The following is an 18,900-nucleotide window of genomic DNA, read 5'->3' as shown; positions in this document are numbered from 1 at the left end:
TCTTAAATAAGTTTCACATCCCCAATCACATTCAAAATTCTCTTATCTGAAATTGGATATTTAGTGCCAAGTTGTTGAGCAAATAAACTGACCCTTAACTCCTCAATCATATAAGGAATTTCCTTAACTTCATTAGAGTGCGGTTTAGATTTTGGCAGTTTTGCTAAAACTTGTTGGTAGGCTTGATGAACTTGCTCAACTCTTAACATTGCTGCACGATCACGATTAATATCTTGCGCTAATTTATCAATGCGTTTATCAATGGCTTGTAAATAACGTTGAATATCCGTTAAACGTTCATAACCTGTTTTTGCGACAAACCCTGGATAAATAAGTCCGCTAATTTGAGCTTTAATATCGGCAAGAGCAAAAGCCATAGTAAAGTCCATTTTGCCTTTCAAACGTTTATTAATTTCAAAGGTTAATGTCAGGATTTTTTCTACTTGTTGCGCAATATCTACAGTCATTTCATTGAGATTTTCTCGAATAAAATCACGCAATTTATCAAAATCATCTTCATTCCAAACAAATCCGCCAAAATCAGCAATAAGTTTATCCACCGCACAAGCAATACAATCATCAATTAAATCAAGCACTTTGCCAAAAGGCGTGAAATATAAACCGAGTTTAGATTTATTCGGTAATTTTTCATGTAAATATTTAATTGGCGATGGCACATTTAACAGTAATAAACGGCGCAGACCTTGTTGCATTGCCACTTGTTGTTCAAATTCAGTTTCAAATAATTTGATCCCCACCGCATCTTTTTCATCAACAATGGCAGGATAAGCCTTAACGCTAAAACCTCGTTTTTTCTGCTCATAAAATTGCGGTAATTGTGCAAAATTCCAAACATGGATACCACTTTGTTCAATGCCATCATCAGCAACAGAAGAAATACTTTCTTGAACCTGATCTTTCAGATCAAATTTCAGCTGATCTAAATCTAAACTTTCAGCAATCTTACGCCCTTTATCATCAATGACTCTAAATGTCATTTTTAAGTGCGGTGGTATTTGCGCTAAATTCCATTCATCAACTTCCACTTGTACTCCAGTCATACGGCGCAACTCATAACTTAAAGTGTCAAGTAGAGGTTTATCCGTTTGTGTCACTCGACCTAAAAATGCACTCGCATAGTTAGGTGCTGGCACAAAATTACGGCGCAAAGATTTCGGTAAAGACTTAATCAAAGCAACAATTAATTCATGACGAAGTCCCGGAATTTGCCAATCAAATCCCGTCATTTCAACTTGATTTAATAATGGCAACGGAATATGCACAGTGACGCCATCAGCTTCTGTTCCCGGTTCAAATTGATAGGTTAATTTCAATTTTAAATTGTCTTGATACCAAAAATTTGGGAAGTCTAATTTGCTAATATTGGCATTGTCTTCATTCATCAAAAAAGACTTTTCAAAATTCAGCAATTCAGGATCTTTTTGGGCTGTTTTCTTCCACCAACTATCAAAATGTTTTTGTGAAACAACATCTGCCCCAATGCGTTGATCATAAAAATCAAATAAAGCACGCTCATCAACTAAAATATCTCGGCGCCGTGTTTTGTGTTCTAATTCTTCAACTTCTTTAATCAATTTTTGGTTGGCAAAAAAGAATTTGTGTCTGGTATTCCAATCCCCTTCAACAAGAGCAGATTGAATAAAAATTTCACGGCTAGTGGTTGGATCAATAGCACCATAATTCGCCTGTCGATTGGTAACAATAGGCACACCATAAAGACTGACTTTTTCATTGGCAATCACTTGTCCACGAGATTTTGACCAGCGAGGCTCCGAATAGCTTGATTTAATCAAATGTTCTGCCAATGGTTCAATCCATTCAGGCTCAATATCAGCCACCATTCTCCCCCAAAGTTTAGAGGTTTCTACTAATTCTGCTGCCACCACCCACTTAGGCTGTTTTTTAAATAAAACAGAGTTAGGAAAAATGGAGAAATGGGCATTTCTTGCCCCTAAATATTGCTGTTTTTCTGCCTCTTTTAAGCCAATATGAGAAAGCAAACCACTTAAAAGTGCGGTGTGAATTTGCGCATATTCCGCAGGCTGAGAATTAATAGGCAAGCCCATTTCACGCACAGTTAAGCGGATTTGATGATAAATATCCTGCCATTCACGAATACGTAAATAATTCAGGTAATCCTTTTGGCATAAACGGCGGAATTGATTTTTACTCAAGGCTTTCTGTTGCTCTTGAATATAATTCCACAAATTTAAATAGGCTAAAAAGTCAGATTTTTTATCAGCAAAACGGCGATGTTTATCATCTGCTGATTGTTGTTTTTCTTGTGGTCTTTCTCTTGGATCTTGAATTGACAAGGCAGCCACAATAATCATCAATTCATGTAAACAAGAAAATGGCACCGCACTTAACAGCATTTTCGCCAAGCGAGGATCAACAGGTAATTGTGCTAACTGCTTACCAACAGTGGTAAGTTGACGTTGTTCGCCTTGCTTTGTTTTTTTCCATTCAAATGCTTGCAATTCTTCTAAGAGTTTAATCCCGTCTTGAATATGACGTTTATCTGGCGCATCAACAAAAGGGAAAGCATCTATATCATCCAATCCCAAAGCGGTCATTTGCAAAATAACCGAGGCCAAATTAGTGCGGAGAATTTCAGGATCGGTAAATTCTGGACGATTATTAAAATCCTCTTCGGAATATAAACGAATACAAATCCCTTCTGAAACACGACCACAGCGCCCTTTACGCTGATTAGCCGAGGCTTGTGAAATAGGCTCAATGGGCAAGCGTTGCACTTTAGTGCGGTAGCTATAACGTGAAATTCTTGCAGTGCCCAGATCTATAACATATTTTATGCCCGGTACAGTTAATGAAGTTTCTGCCACATTAGTAGCTAACACGATGCGATTTAAATTACTCGGATGAAAAATTTTATTTTGTTCTTGTGCGGAAAGTCGTGCAAAGAGCGGTAAAATTTCGGTGTGTTTTAATTCTAATTTTTGCAATGCCTCTGCGGTATCTCTGATTTCTCGCTCTCCATTTAGGAAAATCAAAATATCGCCAGCCCCTTCGCCTTGTAGCTCATCAACGGCATTTAAAATCCCTTGTAACTGATCTTGATCTTCGTCCTCAACAATTGGACGATACCGCACTTCTACTGGATAAGTACGTCCAGATACTTCAATAATTGGCGCATGATTAAAATGTTGTGAAAAACGCTCCACATCAATGGTTGCAGAAGTAATAATTACTTTGAGATCAGGACGGCGAGGAAGCAATTGTTTCAAATAACCTAGGATAAAATCATTGTTCAGGCTACGTTCATGGGCTTCATCAATAATCAGCGTATCATATTGGTTTAAAAAACGATCAGATTGAATTTCAGCCAGCAAAATACCGTCTGTCATTAATTTAATTTGCGTTTGATCACTGATTTGATCATTAAACCGCACTTTATAACCTACTATTCCACCAAGGCTAGTATTTAACTCTTCAGCAATTCTTGTCGCCACTGAACGTGCGGCAATACGGCGTGGCTGAGTATGCCCAATTAAGCCCCTTTGCCCTAACCCTAACTCCAAGCACATTTTCGGTAATTGCGTGGTTTTTCCTGAACCTGTTTCCCCAGCGATCACTACCACTTGATGATCTTGAATAAGTTTTTGGATTTCTGCTTTTCTTTGACTTACGGGTAAATTTTCAGGAAATTCAATTTTTGGCACCGCACTTTTTCGTTGTAAAAAGCGAGCTTGTGCTTGCTGGATTTGCTGCTCAATTTCTGTAATAACATTGTTGATATGAGTAGGATTTTTGATTTGGCTTATGCCTTTAATACGAGCAAATAAACGGCGATGATCAACCAGCATCATATCTGTAAGCTGTGTTAACAATGCCTGTTGTTGTGGGTTAAAAACGGTTTTTTTTATTGTTTTCTTCATTGTTTTTATATTATTCAAATTCAGTAAATGGAGAGATAAAAATATCTTAGCCTGTTTTGCCAATAAATAAGGACAAAATCCCAGCGGCAATTAAAGGTCCAACGGGAACGCCACCCAAAAATGCGACACCCAAAATCGTGCCTAATAATAAACCTGTTAATAAGGAAGGTTGTGCCCCCATTAAGTTCACGCCACGCCCACCAAACCATGCAACAAGCACACCAATTGCCATGGCTAAAAACATTTTCCAATGAATAAAGGCTGTCCAATTTGGCAATTGAACTTTACCCGAAATAATAGGGCTTAGAACGCCAATAGTAAGAATAATGATGCCAATATTTACGCCATGCTTTTCCATAAATGGAATATATTTGGCTAAAAAGGTTTGTTGCATTAGAAGTAAGATCGTAGCGGAAATGGTAATGGAGCTATTATTGCCTAACACACCGAGCAAAATGAGCATAACCAATAATAAGGTGATTGAATTAAATTGTAATGACATCAGAATTTTCCTAGCAAATTGTTAATTCTCAAAAACGATGCCAATTATAGCAATTTTCTAAGAAGAGGTATTATTTTGAAACTATTAATTGAAAATAATCCTGCCAAATTTGAACAAAATTTTTAAATTGGGCTTTCCACATCCAAAGATCTCAAAATTTCACTAACACCTAAAATTAAGCTAGATTTTATTATTTTTTCCAAACGAATTTGTTGCATCTGAAATTGCATTGAGTCTTTATTATTGAGCAATTTCATTTCGCTAAATTGGGGAATTGAAATGAGGTCAACACAATGCAATTGTTGCACAAAATAAATAACAGGCGGAGATGAAAACGTTGGTTCCTCAACCTCATCACTTAGAGCTAATTTGAATTGAAAAAATGCATTAACATCTTCATAAGTATTAGCAGATATAACGCCTAAACCAAGTAATAGCTTTAATCTTACTGGCAATTCTGCAAGTGGTCCTTGGTGTTCAAATAAAGAATCAACAACAGATTTCAATGCAAAGTCTTCCTTACGAAATACCCGTTGAATAAGCTGCTCAATATGTTCTGATATCTGCTGAGTAGAGAAAGCAAGAAAGCCACGAACTGTGGCAATCTCACTTAATTTTTCAATAACTTGATCTTGTTGCAACATTATGAATAACGCACCACAATTTCATTAATCACAGCATCATTACTTAATCCTGTATAGTGTTTAATTGCTTCACGCACCCCATTCTTTGCAATAAAAGCTCTTAACTCAACAGCTTGTGGATCCTCTTCATTTTTGTATTTTAACGCCATCACAACCCCCTCAACGAGATGATTATGTGGTAAGTCATACTCAAGTGTTCCTAATAGAGGTTTGATCAAACGATCATTTGGACTCAACTTACGGATTGGCTCACGTCCGACACGATTTACATCATCATTTAAGTAAGGATTAGCAAAACGCTTGAGAATTTTCTCAATATAGGTGTAGTGAGCTTCTGGATCAAAGCCATAACGTTTAATTAACACGGCTCCACTTTCCTCCATTGTCGCTTTTACAGCTTGACGAATTGTATCAATGCCAATAGCTTCTTTGATCCATTTTACCCCTGCATTTTTCCCCAAATAAGCACAAACTAAATGCCCTGTATTCAGGGTAAAGAGCTTACGCTCAACAAATGCAAGAAGATTATCCGTTAATTCCATTCCTGTAATTTGAGGAATTTCACCTTTAAATTGTGTTTTATCGACAATCCATTCGCTGAACTCCTCTACGGTAACCTCTAACGGATCATTGGGATTTACTTCAGCTGGTGGAACTATTCTATCTACAGCTGAATCAACGAAACCAACAAATTGCTCTACATTGGCTTGTTGTAATGGCGTAAGATACTCAAAGATTTTCTCTTTAAAAAATGAAGTTCCACGTACCATATTCTCACAAGCAATGATATTCAGTGTTTTTTGATTTCCTTGTTCCAAACGATTTATCAATGCTTTGGCAAATAATGGGGCAAGGATAGTTAGAACATTTGGTCCTACTGCGGTAGTAATAAGATCCGTTTCTGCCACCGCTCTTAATACCGCAAGTTCATCACTCGAATTAATCGCGTTAATTTGAGTAACTCGCTCTAAACGGCTGTTATCGCCCACAATTTTCACCCCATATTGCTGGCGTTGATTAATTTGATCGATTTGAGATTGGTTAATATCTGCAAAAGTTACTCGAATATTTGAATCCACTAATAGCTTGCCAATAAAACCACGCCCAATATTTCCTGCGCCAAAATGTAATGCCTTCATGTATATTTCCTTAAACTTCAAAAAATAGGCACGTAAATCCGTGCCATAAATTATTATGCCCTAGTGAGTAATGCTAAAACTTGTTCTGGATCATTAGTTTGCGTTAATGTTGCCATTGTTTTTTCATCATCTAACGCATTAGTAATGGAGTTTACAACTTGTAAATGCTCATTATTGCGTGCAGCAATACCTATCACTAATTTAGCGATACCATCTTCTTCCTCTGTAAATTTTACACCATCAGGATATTGACAGAATACAATTCCTGTCTTCAATACTTTATCTTTCGCTTCAATGGTGCCGTGCGGAACTGCAATTCCCTCACCCAAATAGGTCGAAACTTGAGACTCCCTCTCAAACATTGCAGGGATATACTCTGCTTCAGCAAAACCTAATTTCACAAGTTGCTCACCTGCAAATTGAATCGCTTCTTCTTTTGAATTTGCTTTCAAATTCAAAAAGATTTGTGATTTATCTAGGCTGAATACTGCATTTGCTGATTTTTGCTCAGAACTTACCGCTTGCACACTCTCTGTTACTGAATTTTTTTCAATAAGTTGCATAACAAGTTGGTCGTAAAAAGCATTATCTAAAAAGTTAGCTAAAGACAGATGTTGAGCATTTGGTGCTTGTTTTTGGGCTCTTGCCGTCAAGTCCTTATGCGTAACCACTAATTGAGCATCTGTCGGTAAATCATTAATCGCAACATTTTGAACGACAATATTTAAGCCTGCAGCCTGAACTTTCTTGCGTAATAAACTAGCTCCCATTGCACTTGACCCCATGCCTGCATCGCAGGAAACATAGATTTTATCAATTTGGTTTGATTGTAACGCAACTGAATTGCCAGATTTCATTGACTTCATTTTAGCTTGAGCATCTTCTAAAGACACATCATTTTTCTGTGCTTTTAACAACACAGAAGCAATTAAAAAAGTGACCGCACAAGACAAAATAACAGAGGTAATTACAGCTAAGTGAGCACCAGCTGGCGTCATTGCTAACACTGCAATAATTGATCCAGGAGAAGCTGGAGAGACCAATCCTCCACCAAGCAATACATTAGTTAATACACCAACCATACCACCAGCAATTACGGCTAGAATTAGACGAGGATTCATCAATACATAAGGAAAATAAATTTCGTGAATCCCTCCGAAAAAGTGGATAATAGATGCGCTACCTGCACTTTGTTTTGCTGAGCCTCTACCAAAGAAAAGATAAGCAAGTAAGATACCTAAACCTGGACCTGGATTAGCTTCAATAAGGAAGAAAATGGATTTTCCTAACTCAGCAGATTGTTGAATGCCAAGCGGAGAGAAAATTCCGTGATTAATCGCATTATTTAAGAATAGGATTTTTGCAGGTTCAACAATCAAAGAGGTTAAAGGAAGCAAGTTTGCCTCAACTAACGCATTTACACCAGAAGCAAGAAGTGCTGAAATTTGACTAACTAATTCACCAATCACACTGAAAGAGAGTAAAGCTAAAAGCATTCCGATGATACCAGCAGAGAAGTTATTAACTAACATCTCAAAACCACTTTTTACCTTACTCTCAATCGCTTTATCAAAGGTTTTAATTACCCAGCCACCAAGTGGACCAACAATCATTGCCCCTAAGAACATTGGAATTTCTGAACCAACAATAATCCCCATTGTGGTGATTGCACCAACCACAGCTCCACGCTCACCACCAACCAAACGACCACCACTATAGCCAATTAATAAAGGGAGTAGATAGGTAATCATTGGACCAACAAGTTTTGCAAAGCTTTCATTTGGTAACCAACCTGTTGGAATAAATAGAGCGGTAATAAATCCCCAAGCAATAAATGCCCCGATATTTGGCATTACCATATTGGATAAAAAACGTCCAAAAGATTGGACTTTTACTTTAAAATTTGAAGACATGCTAACCTCGAAAAGTATGTTTAAAAGACACACAAAAAATAGCACTGATTATTTTTAGTTCCAATTAAATTTATCTTAAAATGTGATATAGATCACACTAGAAAATTTATATATTTTAATAAATGTGATTTATTTCACATATTTTATTTTTATAAAAAATAAATGTGATCTGCATCACATTTATTTAAGTGTTTTATAAAGAGCTAGAAACATTCTCACGATAACGTTTTATTCTTCAATTTTCCTAAAAATAAAGATGGCATTGTAGTTCGCCACAATGCCACCCCAAAATAAAACTAATCTTCTTTAACCTTAAATTTCTGCAAGCGGTTCGCATTAGTGGCAACGGTAATGGAAGAAAGTGCCATTGCCACACCTGCAATCATTGGATTAAGCAAAAATTGCCAGAAAGGATAAAGCACACCAGCAGCAATAGGAATACCCAAAACATTATAGACAAAGGCACCTAATAAGTTCTGTTTCATATTGCTTAATATTCCTTTGGATAAAACAATCCCATCTGCCACCGCACTTATGCTATGTCGCATCAAAGTCAGTTCAGAAGTTTCAATAGCAATATCAGAACCTGTCCCCATGGCAATACTCACATCCGCTTGGGCAAGAGCTGGGGCATCATTAATACCATCGCCCACCATCACGACTTTATGCCCTTGCTGCTGTAGCTCCACAATCACTTGCGCTTTTTCGCTTGGTAAAACGCCCGCAATAATACGCTTAATTGGCAATCCTTGAGCAATGCTTTGTGCTGTTTTTTCTTGATCGCCCGTCAACATGATTAGCTGATAGCCCTGTTTGGCTAAACGTTGCAAGGCTTGTGCGCTATCTTCTCGCAATGGATCCTGTAATACAAAAACGCCAGCAAGTTGTTTTTCTACGGCTAAAAAAACTACTGTAGATCCCACCGCACTTTTTTGCTGAAAAATATCCTCAGCTAAATGGCAATCAATATCTTGTTGCAACATTAAGGTTTTATTTCCTAGCAAAATTTGTTTTTTGGCAATTTTCCCTTGCACTCCTACCCCTTGTACTCCTAGCCCTTGCAAAGTTTGAAAATGAGCAATAGAGGTTAAATCCACTTTATGCGTTGCAGCAAAGTCTAAAATAGCTTTAGCTAAAGGATGGCTTGCACCTTGCTCAAGAGTAGCCGCAAATTGAATAACCTCTGTTTGTTGATAGTCGTTGAAGCAATAAAGTGCGGTCACTTTTGGTAAACCTTGCGTTAACGTGCCTGTTTTATCAAAAACGAGCGTATCTGCACGAGCGGCTTTTTGTAACGCATCAGCATCTCGCACTAAAATGCCTAATTCCGCTGCTCGCCCAATGCCAGCAATAATCGACATGGGAATGGCTAATCCTAGTGCGCAAGGGCAAGAAATAATTAAGATGGTTGTGAAAATGACTAAAGCATAAGATAAGTTTGGTTGTGGTCCATACACATACCAAATGGCGCTCGCAAATAAGGCAATAGCAATTACAACAGGGACAAAAATAGCGGAAATCTTATCTGCTAATTGTGCAATTTGCGGTTTTGAACTTTGTGCTTGGCGAACTGTGCGGATAATGTGTGCCAACATAGTTTGTTGCCCAACTTGCTCAGCTCGGAACAGCAAAGTACCGTCTGCAACTAAGGTTCCAGCACTCACTTTTTCTCCGACTGTTTTCTCTACTGGCAAAGGCTCACCAGTCAACATACTTTCATCAACCCAAGCTTGTCCTTCAATGACTGTGCCGTCAACACCAACCTTATCGCCTGTTTTTAAGCGTAAAATCATGCCATGTTGAACTTGCTCCAGTAAAATCTCTTGTTCACCTTGTTCAGTAACAATGCGTGCAGTTTTAGGGCTGAGATCAACTAAGCTTTCTAATGCACGAGAAGAACGCTGTTTTGCTTTCACTTCAAGCATTTTGCCAAGATTAACTAACCCAATAATCATAGCGCTTGCTTCAAAGTATAAATGGCGAGAATTTTCGGGGAAAAAGCTCGGGATAAGAACGATGCTCATAGAGAAAAGCCAAGCAGTTCCTGTACCTAAAGCCACAAGGGTGTCCATAGTGGCGGTTTTTCGGCGTAAATTTAGCACCGCTCTTTGAAAGAAATGTCCGCCACTAAATAGCATGATAGCCAACGTAAGTGCACCAACAATTGCCCAATAACTTCTATTTTCGGCGGTAACCATCATACTTCCGCCAAATAAGCCCCAAAGCATTAATAGCAATCCCCAAAAAAGTGCGGTAATGCCTTGCTGTTTACGTTGGCGAATTTCCCGTTGAATTTGAACCTCGTATTTTTCTCTACGAGTTCTTTCATCTTCAACAATTTCTGCCCCGTAACCTGCATCAATCACAGATTGGAGCAAAGTTTTCGGATCCGCATTGCCTTGAATTAACGCAATACTTTCCGCTAAATTGACTTGTACAGAACGCACGCCCGCTTGTTTTTTTAACGCCTTTTCAACTTTTAAAACACAGGCAGCACAAGTTAAACCTTGCAACAATAAAGTAACCTGATCCTCTCTATCTTCAACTACCACAGGATCAGGCGCTTGCCCTTGCACTGTAGTTTCTTGCTCAAGTGCGGTCTGTTTAAGCAAAGATTTTTCTGTTTGTGGTAGTTGGTTTACTTTGCAACTGGATCCAATAATTCTGCTTGATAACCTGCATCGACAATAGCATTAATTAAAGTTTGTGGCGCAACATCAGTTTGTACTACAGCTTCCGTTAAATTTACTTCCGCACTTTCTACGCCTTCAATTCCTTCTAGCGTTTTCTTCACGGCTTTAACACAATGTTGGCAAGACAAATCAGCTAATTTTAATGTAATGGTTTTCATCTTTTTTCCTTCTTTAGTGATAAAAAAACTGGCGTAGAATATCCCCTGACCTAAGGTTAAGGTCAAGAGGGATTTCACATAAAAATAACCTTACCGCAATTCATTAACAATCTTTTAATAATTAAAAAACATCTTCTTTATTTAAATAAATTCTAAAAATTCAGTCAAAATACTAATTAAATCTATAGCATTTAAAATAAAATTTATTTTTTTATATTTTAAAATAATTCCATTTGACCTTTTAATTATTTTTGGGTATATCTACTTCATCTAATGAATTTTTTATATTTTTAAGTGAGGATCTTATGCCCCAACAATACTCAACGCTAAAAAATAACATCAATATGTTAGGTCATTTTTTAGGCGAAACAATCAGCGATACACAAGGTAGCGATATTCTTGATCTCATCGAAAATATTCGAGTGTTATCTCGAAACTCTTGTTCAGGCGATGAAAAAGCACGAAAAAAATTATTAGATACACTTGCGACTATTTCTAATGAAAATATTATTCCTGTGGCTCGTGCTTTTAGCCAATTTTTGAACTTAACCAATATAGCGGAACAATACCAAACAATCTCTCGCCAACATATTGATCAAGTCGCCTCTGACCGCTCTTTAGAAGCATTGTTTAAACGCTTAAAAGAACAAAATGTACCAGCGGAAAAAGTCATTTCGACGGTAGAAAAATTATTAATTGAATTAGTTTTAACTGCGCACCCAACAGAAGTTACTCGCCGTTCTCTTGTGCATAAACATGTAGAAATAAATCGTTGCTTAAGCCGTTTAGAACATGATGATCTTACCCAAGCAGAAAGTACCAAATTAAAACGCCGCTTAATGCAATTAATTGCGCTCGCATGGCATACAAACGAAATCCGTACTCAACGCCCTACACCTGTTGATGAGGCAAAATGGGGCATTGCTGTGATTGAAAACAGCCTATGGAAAGCAGTGCCTGATTTTTGTCGTCAACTGAATTTCCACTTAGAGAAAAATTTTGGCGTACAGCATCCTGTTGGTTTAGCACCTGTTAAATTTTCCTCTTGGATGGGGGGAGACCGTGATGGTAATCCATTTGTAACAGCCAAAACAACTAGCCAAGTTTTAACCATGAATCGTTGGAAAGCGGCAGAATTATTTTTAGCTGACATTCAAGTCTTAGCTGATGAGCTTTCTGTTATTCATTGCACAGAAGAATTTCGTGCAAAATATGGCGACCACTTGGAGCCTTATCGTGTAGTAATAAAAGGCTTACGTACGAAATTAGTGAAAACTGTCGCTTATTATGGCGAAATTTTAGAAAACAAACCTTCTACTATTAGCCAAGATGATATTTTGACTGATAATCAACAATTATGGGAACCACTTTACGATTGCTATCAATCCTTACATCAATGCGGTATGCGCATTATTGCTAATGGTGCTTTATTGGATTGTTTACGCCGTATCCGTTGTTTTGGTCTCTCTTTATCTCGCTTGGATATTCGTCAAGAAAGTACTCGCCATACTAATGCCATTGCAGAAATTACCCGTTATATTGGCTTAGGCGATTATTCGCAATGGACTGAAGATGATAAGCAAGCATTCTTAATTCGTGAATTAAGCTCTCGCCGTCCTCTACTTCCGCTAAACTGGCAACCATCAGCGGAAACACAAGAAATTTTAGATACTTGTCGAGTAATTGCACAACAACCTGAGGGCGTTATCTCTTGTTACATTATTTCTATGGCTCGCACGGCTTCTGATGTACTTGCTGTACATTTATTATTAAAAGAGGCTGGCGTTACTTATCATTTACCAGTCGTTCCTCTATTTGAAACATTAGATGACTTAGATGCGTCAGAAGAAGTTATGACACAATTATTTAATGTGGGCTGGTATCGTGGTGTGATCAACAATAAACAAATGGTTATGATCGGCTATTCTGATAGCGCAAAAGATGCCGGTATGATGGCTGCTTCTTGGGCGCAATATCGTGCACAAGAACAACTCGTGAACCTTTGCGAGAAACTTGGCGTAGAATTAACCTTATTCCACGGTCGTGGTGGTACTATCGGTCGTGGTGGTGCACCAGCTCACGCCGCACTTTTATCTCAACCACCTCGCTCATTAAAAAATGGATTACGTGTAACAGAACAAGGCGAAATGATCCGTTTCAAACTAGGTTTACCAGCCGTAGCTGTTAATAGTTTTGACCTTTATGCAAGTGCGATTTTAGAAGCCAACCTTCTACCGCCACCAGAACCAAAAGCAAGCTGGCGCGCGATTATGGATGAACTATCTGCTTCATCATGTGATATTTATCGTGGTGTAGTGCGTGGAGATAAAGATTTTGTTCCTTATTTCCGCTCTGCAACACCAGAACAAGAATTATCTAAATTACCTTTAGGCTCACGTCCTGCAAAACGTAATCCAAATGGTGGCGTAGAAAGTTTACGTGCAATTCCTTGGATCTTTGCGTGGATGCAAAATCGCTTAATGTTACCAGCTTGGTTAGGTGCTGGCGCATCTATTCGTCAAGCAATTGAGAAAGGTAATAAAGAAACTATTGAGGAAATGTGTAAAACATGGCCATTCTTCTCTACTCGTATCGGTATGTTAGAAATGGTATTCAGTAAAACGGATACATGGTTATCAGAGCATTATGATCAACATTTAGTTAAGAAAGAATTATGGTATTTAGGTCACTCTTTGCGTGAACAACTGCAAGCTGATATTAAAACTATCCTTTCTTTATCCCATGAAGATGAATTAATGTCAGATTTACCTTGGATTGCAGAATCTATTGCATTACGTAATGTTTACACTGACCCACTCAACTTATTACAAGTAGAGTTATTACGCCGTTTACGTGAAAATCCTGAAAACCCAAATCCTGATGTAGAACAAGCCTTGATGATTACTATCACAGGTATCGCAGCTGGTATGCGGAATACGGGTTAGGTGTCATTTATGAGATGAGCTAGCGTTAAAACGCTAGCTCAATTATTAGTGAGAAAGGGAGGTATATTCAATAATCTTGAGTTATTTTACTAATTCCCCATTATCTCTGCATCTTCACGAGAAATTACCGTACTATACAACCCAATCAAATCAGGATAGCGAACAATGCCCGTATATTCTAAACTTGCATTTTCATAACGCTTGAATTTGAATACCGCATCGTTCATTAGGCTTTCGTTGAATACGCCCAAATTAACCAATAATTCAAAGTCTTTTTGAGTTAGCCCTGTTACCTTATTAAATAAACGTGGTTCAAGTTGAGTAATCACATCTCGCAAGCAATGTTCACGATAGTCTGTGAGATACATAAATACAGGTATCCTAGTAGCAAACTTAATCAGCTTTTCCTGAATCTGCTTCCGAAGTGATTTATATTCTTTTTCTTCGTCTGAGATTTCTTTCTTTTCCTTAGCAGTCAAATCATCGCCTTTCTCTTTCTTCATCTTTTTCACTGAATCAGACTTATTGATGATAGTTTCAATATCCTGATTTAAAGAACGGAAACCTTCAATATTTTCCAATGCTTTTAAAGCTTCTGGGCTATTCTTAATTTTTTTGAGCGTATCATTATCAACATTTACTAACAATGCACTTTCCCAACGGCGAGCAAGTAGCGTTGCAGTTGTGCCACTCATTGCTATATCTAAGACACCTTCCGCATCAATTTGCTTCATTGAACTGCCGTCATAGGCAAGAACAGGCAGAAAATGAATAAACTCCGCCACTTTCTGCTCTGGGTTAGTATTGACTGTATCCAAACGACAGCTGTATTCCGCTATTTGACGTAATGCACGATCAGGAGCGAAATCAAACACATAACATTGCTCTTTTAAAATTTCCTCATTATTTGGATCAGCATCATCATAGCCACGCAACACCCAAGGCGTTTGAACCCGAAATGCGGCTTGGAAGTAAGTTTCAGGGCTTGAGGCGTTGCGTAGCATCAAAATCCCTGTCCAAGGTGGAACAGAAACCCCAGTGGTTAATTTACCGCAAGAAAGCGTAATGGTTTTTGTATTTAATGGATTTTTCGTCATTGCATTTTGAACTGGAGGCAAGGCATCTAGCCCAATTCCTGCCTCTGCACCTGCAGCAACAATAATTTCATATTGATGGAAAAACTGATTTTGCTTTTCCGCTAATAAATTTCGCATTGCATAACAACTTGCAACATTAGGTAAGAACCAAAAGGTATGGAGTAAATGCCCTAATAAATCCACATCAGAAAATGGCATCTTCGGTTTTTTCTGCCCCATTTTTAGCGTATCTTGGGTTAATTCTGGTAATTTATTTTGAATAAAGTTAAGCCATTTTTGTACTTCTTCTTGATAACGAAAAGTCGCATTTTTGCCTGAGCCTTGGGCTTTAAAAAATTCATTCAAATCGAATTCATTAAATTCCCCTTTACGAGCAATGTCTCGCATTGAATCAGGAAGCTGATAAGTCATCATCACCATTTTAGGTAAAGATAAATAAGGATTTTTCCCCAGCTCTGGCAACCACTGCTCTTTGGCTTTTTGCTCATCGGAATAAGTCCAGTTGAAAATTTGTTCTTCAATAAATTCACCCGATGAAATTGCTCTAAATGGCGTACCTGAAAGATAAAGATAGTGATCTGTCGTGATCGGCAACAATTCTTCATCAAACTCTTTCAGATCATCACTTTCGGCAAAACTTAACTCTTTCTTATCTTCTTCCCCATCAAACAGATCTTTGGCATTTTCCCGCCAAGCACCGTAGTGATATTCATCAAATACCACACAATCCCAATTTTTCTCGTGAACCCATTCATTTTTAGGTTTAATCCCTCCAGATTTTGTTCGTCCCAAATAATCTTGGAAAGAACCAAAACAGACCAAAGGTAAATCAGCCCTCGCATCTTCATAAGCTAAACCATTTTTTGCGACAAATTGCCAGCCTTCAAAATCAATATGATTCTGGAGATCTTCTTGCCACGCATCTTGCACCGCTGGCTTAAAGGTTAAAATTAGAATTTTCTGCCAACCCATTGCTTTAGCTAGTTGGTAAGTTGCAAAAGTCTTACCGAAACGCATTTTGGCATTCCATAAAAAGCGGGGCGATTTGCCTTTATTGGCTTTTTCTCGCTTAAAACTCTCAAAATACTGACGTGTTTTATTTACCGCATTGGCTTGCTCTGGACGCATACCAAAAGAAAGCGTGCGTTTTTGTTGATTAGATTTACCGCTCTTTACTTCTAATAATGCCGCTTTTAAATCATTTAAGGTACATTGAAACCATTCGCCATTAAGTTGTTGAATACCGTGCTTTTTTAATACTTTATGTACATCAAAATCTTTAAATAAACTGCCATTATCTCGCACCGCCAATTCATCTAATTCAATTTTCCAAGTTTGTTCAGGTGTTTTTATTGGATATTGTTCTCGTACTCGTTCTTCCGCACTTTGGCGTGTGGTATAACCAACTTTTAAACAGCCTTTAAAATGGCTATCTGAATAAGCATAAATTCGAGGTTGCTTAAATTCAGAAAATTGGACTTTGTCGTTAGTGGTTAATTGTGTGTTCATTGGAAACTCTTTTATTATTTAGAAAATAAAATATCGAAGTATTTGTAGGGACACCACGCTGGTGTCCGTTTAAAACATTTATACAAGCGGTTAATATTTCATAGAAATTTACAAATTATTTTTCGGGCGCCAGCGTGGCGTCTCTACTCCTTTAATTTTAGCTACCATTTAAATCTTTATTAGGTAATACCATCATTTCTATATAGTTAATTTCTTCTTGGGTTAATTGATATTTTTCGTAAAGTTCTTTATCTGTCCAAGATTTAGAAAAGTCTTGAATAGGAACAAATTCATAAACTCTTTTAGGTGCATCTTGTGTGTTCTTTTTCAGTGTGATTAAAAAGTGAAAAAAACGAGTATTAATATAACTCATTACATTTTTACAGATTAACTCACTTTCAAATGGACCTATTACCAAATAAGTTTCTGTGCAAGCTGTTCTATATCCAGCTAAAATTGGCTTTAAATAATCAGATTTGCTATCTCCTGAGCCAATAGCTTTTGGTATAAATATTTTATATTGATCAATCCATGAAGAATTATTAAAAATATTACTTCTTTTAAAGTATGCTTTATCTTTATTCTGATACAGAACAATATTATCTTTAGAGTCACTATATGGGTTAGAATTACCTTTAATATTCGTTGCTAATCCGAATGGCTTTCTAGAACTAACAAACTCACTAAAACTTTTCTCATTAAAAGCTAATACTTTTCTTAAAATAGAAATACTCTCGTTATAACGGATAAAAATATCCAATCCATCTTCTTTTAATGGTCTTTTCATTTGAGAAATTAACTTTTTATTGTCATAAGTAGAAATTAAACAATCGCCATCATAATTCCTATCCCAAATAAAGTAATTTACGCCACCTTTTATTTCTACACCAGGAAAACAATCTGCGGCATTTGGGAAATCGTGAATTTCTTTAATACGTTTATGTTTACTATTTAACATCTCGTCACGGAAATCATCTAATCCTTTTCCACCAGCAAACCAGCGAGATGGCGTAATCATAATAAGATAATCAGGATTTAGTTTTTTCGCTTGTTGAATAAATTTGTGATAAATCGGAGCCGCACTTGCTTGTGCCCCACCATCACTTAATTGATAAGGCGGATTGCCAATAATTACATTAAATTTCATTTTATCTAATCCTAATTTTTCTCGACCATTTTGATGAATAAACGCATAGGCGTGATTTTCAAGGGTAATGCGGTCATAAACTAATTGACTTGCCCCACATTCCGTACATTTCCCACCTTCCCAAATATGCTCTGTTTTTGGTTTAAAAATATTGCCATCTTCATTTTCAAAACTTGTACAAACGGAATATTCACCATTTGCTCTTTTGGCACAATAAAGGCTACGGCGTGAAAGTAAGGCTGTAATTTCGGTAATCGCAACGCCATAAAGCTGTTGGCTAAAAATATGGTTTAGGCGTTCTTGCAAATCAGGAATTTGCAATTCCAAGCCTTTTATTAACCGCTTGGCGATCTCTCTTAGAAAAACGCCCGATTTACAAACAGGATCCAAAAATTTGGCATTCTTATCTTGCCACAGGCTTTCAGGCAGGCGATCAAGCATTTGATTGACCACACTTGGCGGCGTAAAAACTTCATCATTTGATAAATTTGCTAAACAACTTAATACATCAGGGTTGTAGTTTACGTGAGATAAATCAGTCATTGCCTAGCTCCAAAAAATGTACTGGGGGATAGTTGTCTTTGATAGGTTCGGGAATAAAGGCTTCTTCACCTTCATCGGAAAAGAGAGGCAGATCACTCAGGTTATCGACCAAATCTCGATAGATATAATCTCGGCGTTTAAATTGATTTCCGACCATTTTCCATTCGGTAAATACAATTTCCTTGCCCTCTTGGGTTTTAAGGGAAAGGGCATCGCCACAGAGAATATTTTTATTCAAAATAATTTGTGCAGAACGGAGACATTCCGCTTTGTAGGAATTGGGATAATGGCTTTGATAATGCTCAGAAAATACTTTCAGCAAGCGTTCTTGGCATTCTTTAACATTGTCAGCTAATAACTCAATACCGTATAGACTGCTCACCGCAAGGGTGGCATTACGCTCATAATCAAATTGAATTTTTTTGTGCTTTTGAGCAATAGCATCTAGCTTACGTTTAAGAATAGTAACGAGAAAATTGCCCGTTCCACAGGCTGGCTCAAGGAAAGTTTTATCAGGTTCTTGGGCTTGGTCTTTAACCAGATCAAGCATTGCATTCACTTCTCGTTCATTGGTATAAACTTCACCGAAGTCTGCAACACGTTGTTTTGATTTCACTTGCATAGGAAACTCCTAGCAAATGAAATTGAAATAGGAAGGGAAATTAGGTTAGGCGTGCGTGCGTGCGTGCG

Annotated in this window: 11 protein-coding genes; 1 reads left to right on the top strand and 10 read right to left on the bottom strand. The window is 37.5% G+C overall.

Annotated elements, in window-relative coordinates; genetic code table 11:
• Positions 1-2 precede the first annotated feature (2 nt).
• The 7 genes from hrpA to B0186_RS11815 all read right to left on the bottom strand — a co-directional run bounded on the left by hrpA (position 3) and on the right by B0186_RS11815 (position 10,969).
• Entirely contained in the window at positions 3-3,920 is a 3,918-nt protein-coding gene (gene hrpA, locus B0186_RS01080) for an ATP-dependent RNA helicase HrpA (RefSeq protein WP_078217539.1), read from the bottom strand.
• 46 nt (positions 3,921-3,966) lie between these two features.
• A complete protein-coding gene (locus B0186_RS01075) occupies positions 3,967-4,422 on the bottom strand; it encodes a DUF441 domain-containing protein (RefSeq protein ID WP_078217538.1) in 456 nt (151 codons plus the stop codon).
• 122 nt (positions 4,423-4,544) lie between these two features.
• Entirely contained in the window at positions 4,545-5,066 is a 522-nt protein-coding gene (locus B0186_RS01070) for an MltR family transcriptional regulator (RefSeq protein ID WP_078217537.1), read from the bottom strand.
• Entirely contained in the window at positions 5,066-6,205 is a 1,140-nt protein-coding gene (locus tag B0186_RS01065; protein WP_078217536.1) for a mannitol-1-phosphate 5-dehydrogenase, read from the bottom strand. Before B0186_RS01065 ends, B0186_RS01070 begins: the two co-directional genes overlap by 1 nt.
• A 53-nt stretch (positions 6,206-6,258) precedes the next feature.
• Complete coding sequence (locus B0186_RS01060) at positions 6,259-8,118, bottom strand: PTS mannitol transporter subunit IICBA (protein WP_078217535.1); 1,860 nt, start codon at positions 8,116-8,118, stop codon at positions 6,259-6,261.
• Positions 8,119-8,414: 296 nt separating this feature from the next.
• The gene (locus B0186_RS01055; protein WP_235817151.1) at positions 8,415-10,670 is read right to left on the bottom strand and encodes a heavy metal translocating P-type ATPase; all 2,256 of its coding nucleotides are present in this window, start codon (positions 10,668-10,670) and stop codon (positions 8,415-8,417) included.
• Positions 10,671-10,756: 86 nt separating this feature from the next.
• On the bottom strand, positions 10,757-10,969 hold the full coding sequence (locus B0186_RS11815; protein WP_211272411.1) for a cation transporter: 213 nt from the start codon (positions 10,967-10,969) through the stop codon (positions 10,757-10,759).
• 305 nt (positions 10,970-11,274) lie between these two features.
• Between B0186_RS11815 and ppc the strand changes: the two genes are divergently transcribed.
• Entirely contained in the window at positions 11,275-13,914 is a 2,640-nt protein-coding gene (gene ppc, locus B0186_RS01050; protein WP_078217534.1) for a phosphoenolpyruvate carboxylase, read from the top strand.
• 89 nt (positions 13,915-14,003) lie between these two features.
• On the opposite strand, the gene B0186_RS01045 is transcribed toward ppc, so the two are convergent.
• The 3 genes from B0186_RS01045 to B0186_RS01035 form a co-directional block, all read right to left on the bottom strand.
• Positions 14,004-16,520 carry a GIY-YIG nuclease family protein gene (locus B0186_RS01045; protein WP_078217533.1) on the bottom strand — a complete coding sequence of 839 codons (2,517 nt, stop codon included), beginning with the start codon at positions 16,518-16,520 and terminating at the stop codon, positions 14,004-14,006.
• Between the two features lie 157 nt (positions 16,521-16,677).
• The gene (locus tag B0186_RS01040; RefSeq protein ID WP_078217532.1) at positions 16,678-18,210 is read right to left on the bottom strand and encodes an Eco57I restriction-modification methylase domain-containing protein; all 1,533 of its coding nucleotides are present in this window, start codon (positions 18,208-18,210) and stop codon (positions 16,678-16,680) included.
• A complete protein-coding gene (locus B0186_RS01035; protein WP_078217531.1) occupies positions 18,203-18,832 on the bottom strand; it encodes a DNA methyltransferase in 630 nt (209 codons plus the stop codon). Before B0186_RS01035 ends, B0186_RS01040 begins: the two co-directional genes overlap by 8 nt.
• Between the last annotated feature and the right edge of the window lie 68 nt (positions 18,833-18,900).

It is taken from the genome of Canicola haemoglobinophilus (assembly GCF_002015075.1).
In the GTDB taxonomy this organism is placed as follows: Bacteria; Pseudomonadota; Gammaproteobacteria; order Enterobacterales; family Pasteurellaceae; genus Canicola; species Canicola haemoglobinophilus.
This window is presented reverse-complemented; position numbering and strand designations above follow the sequence as displayed.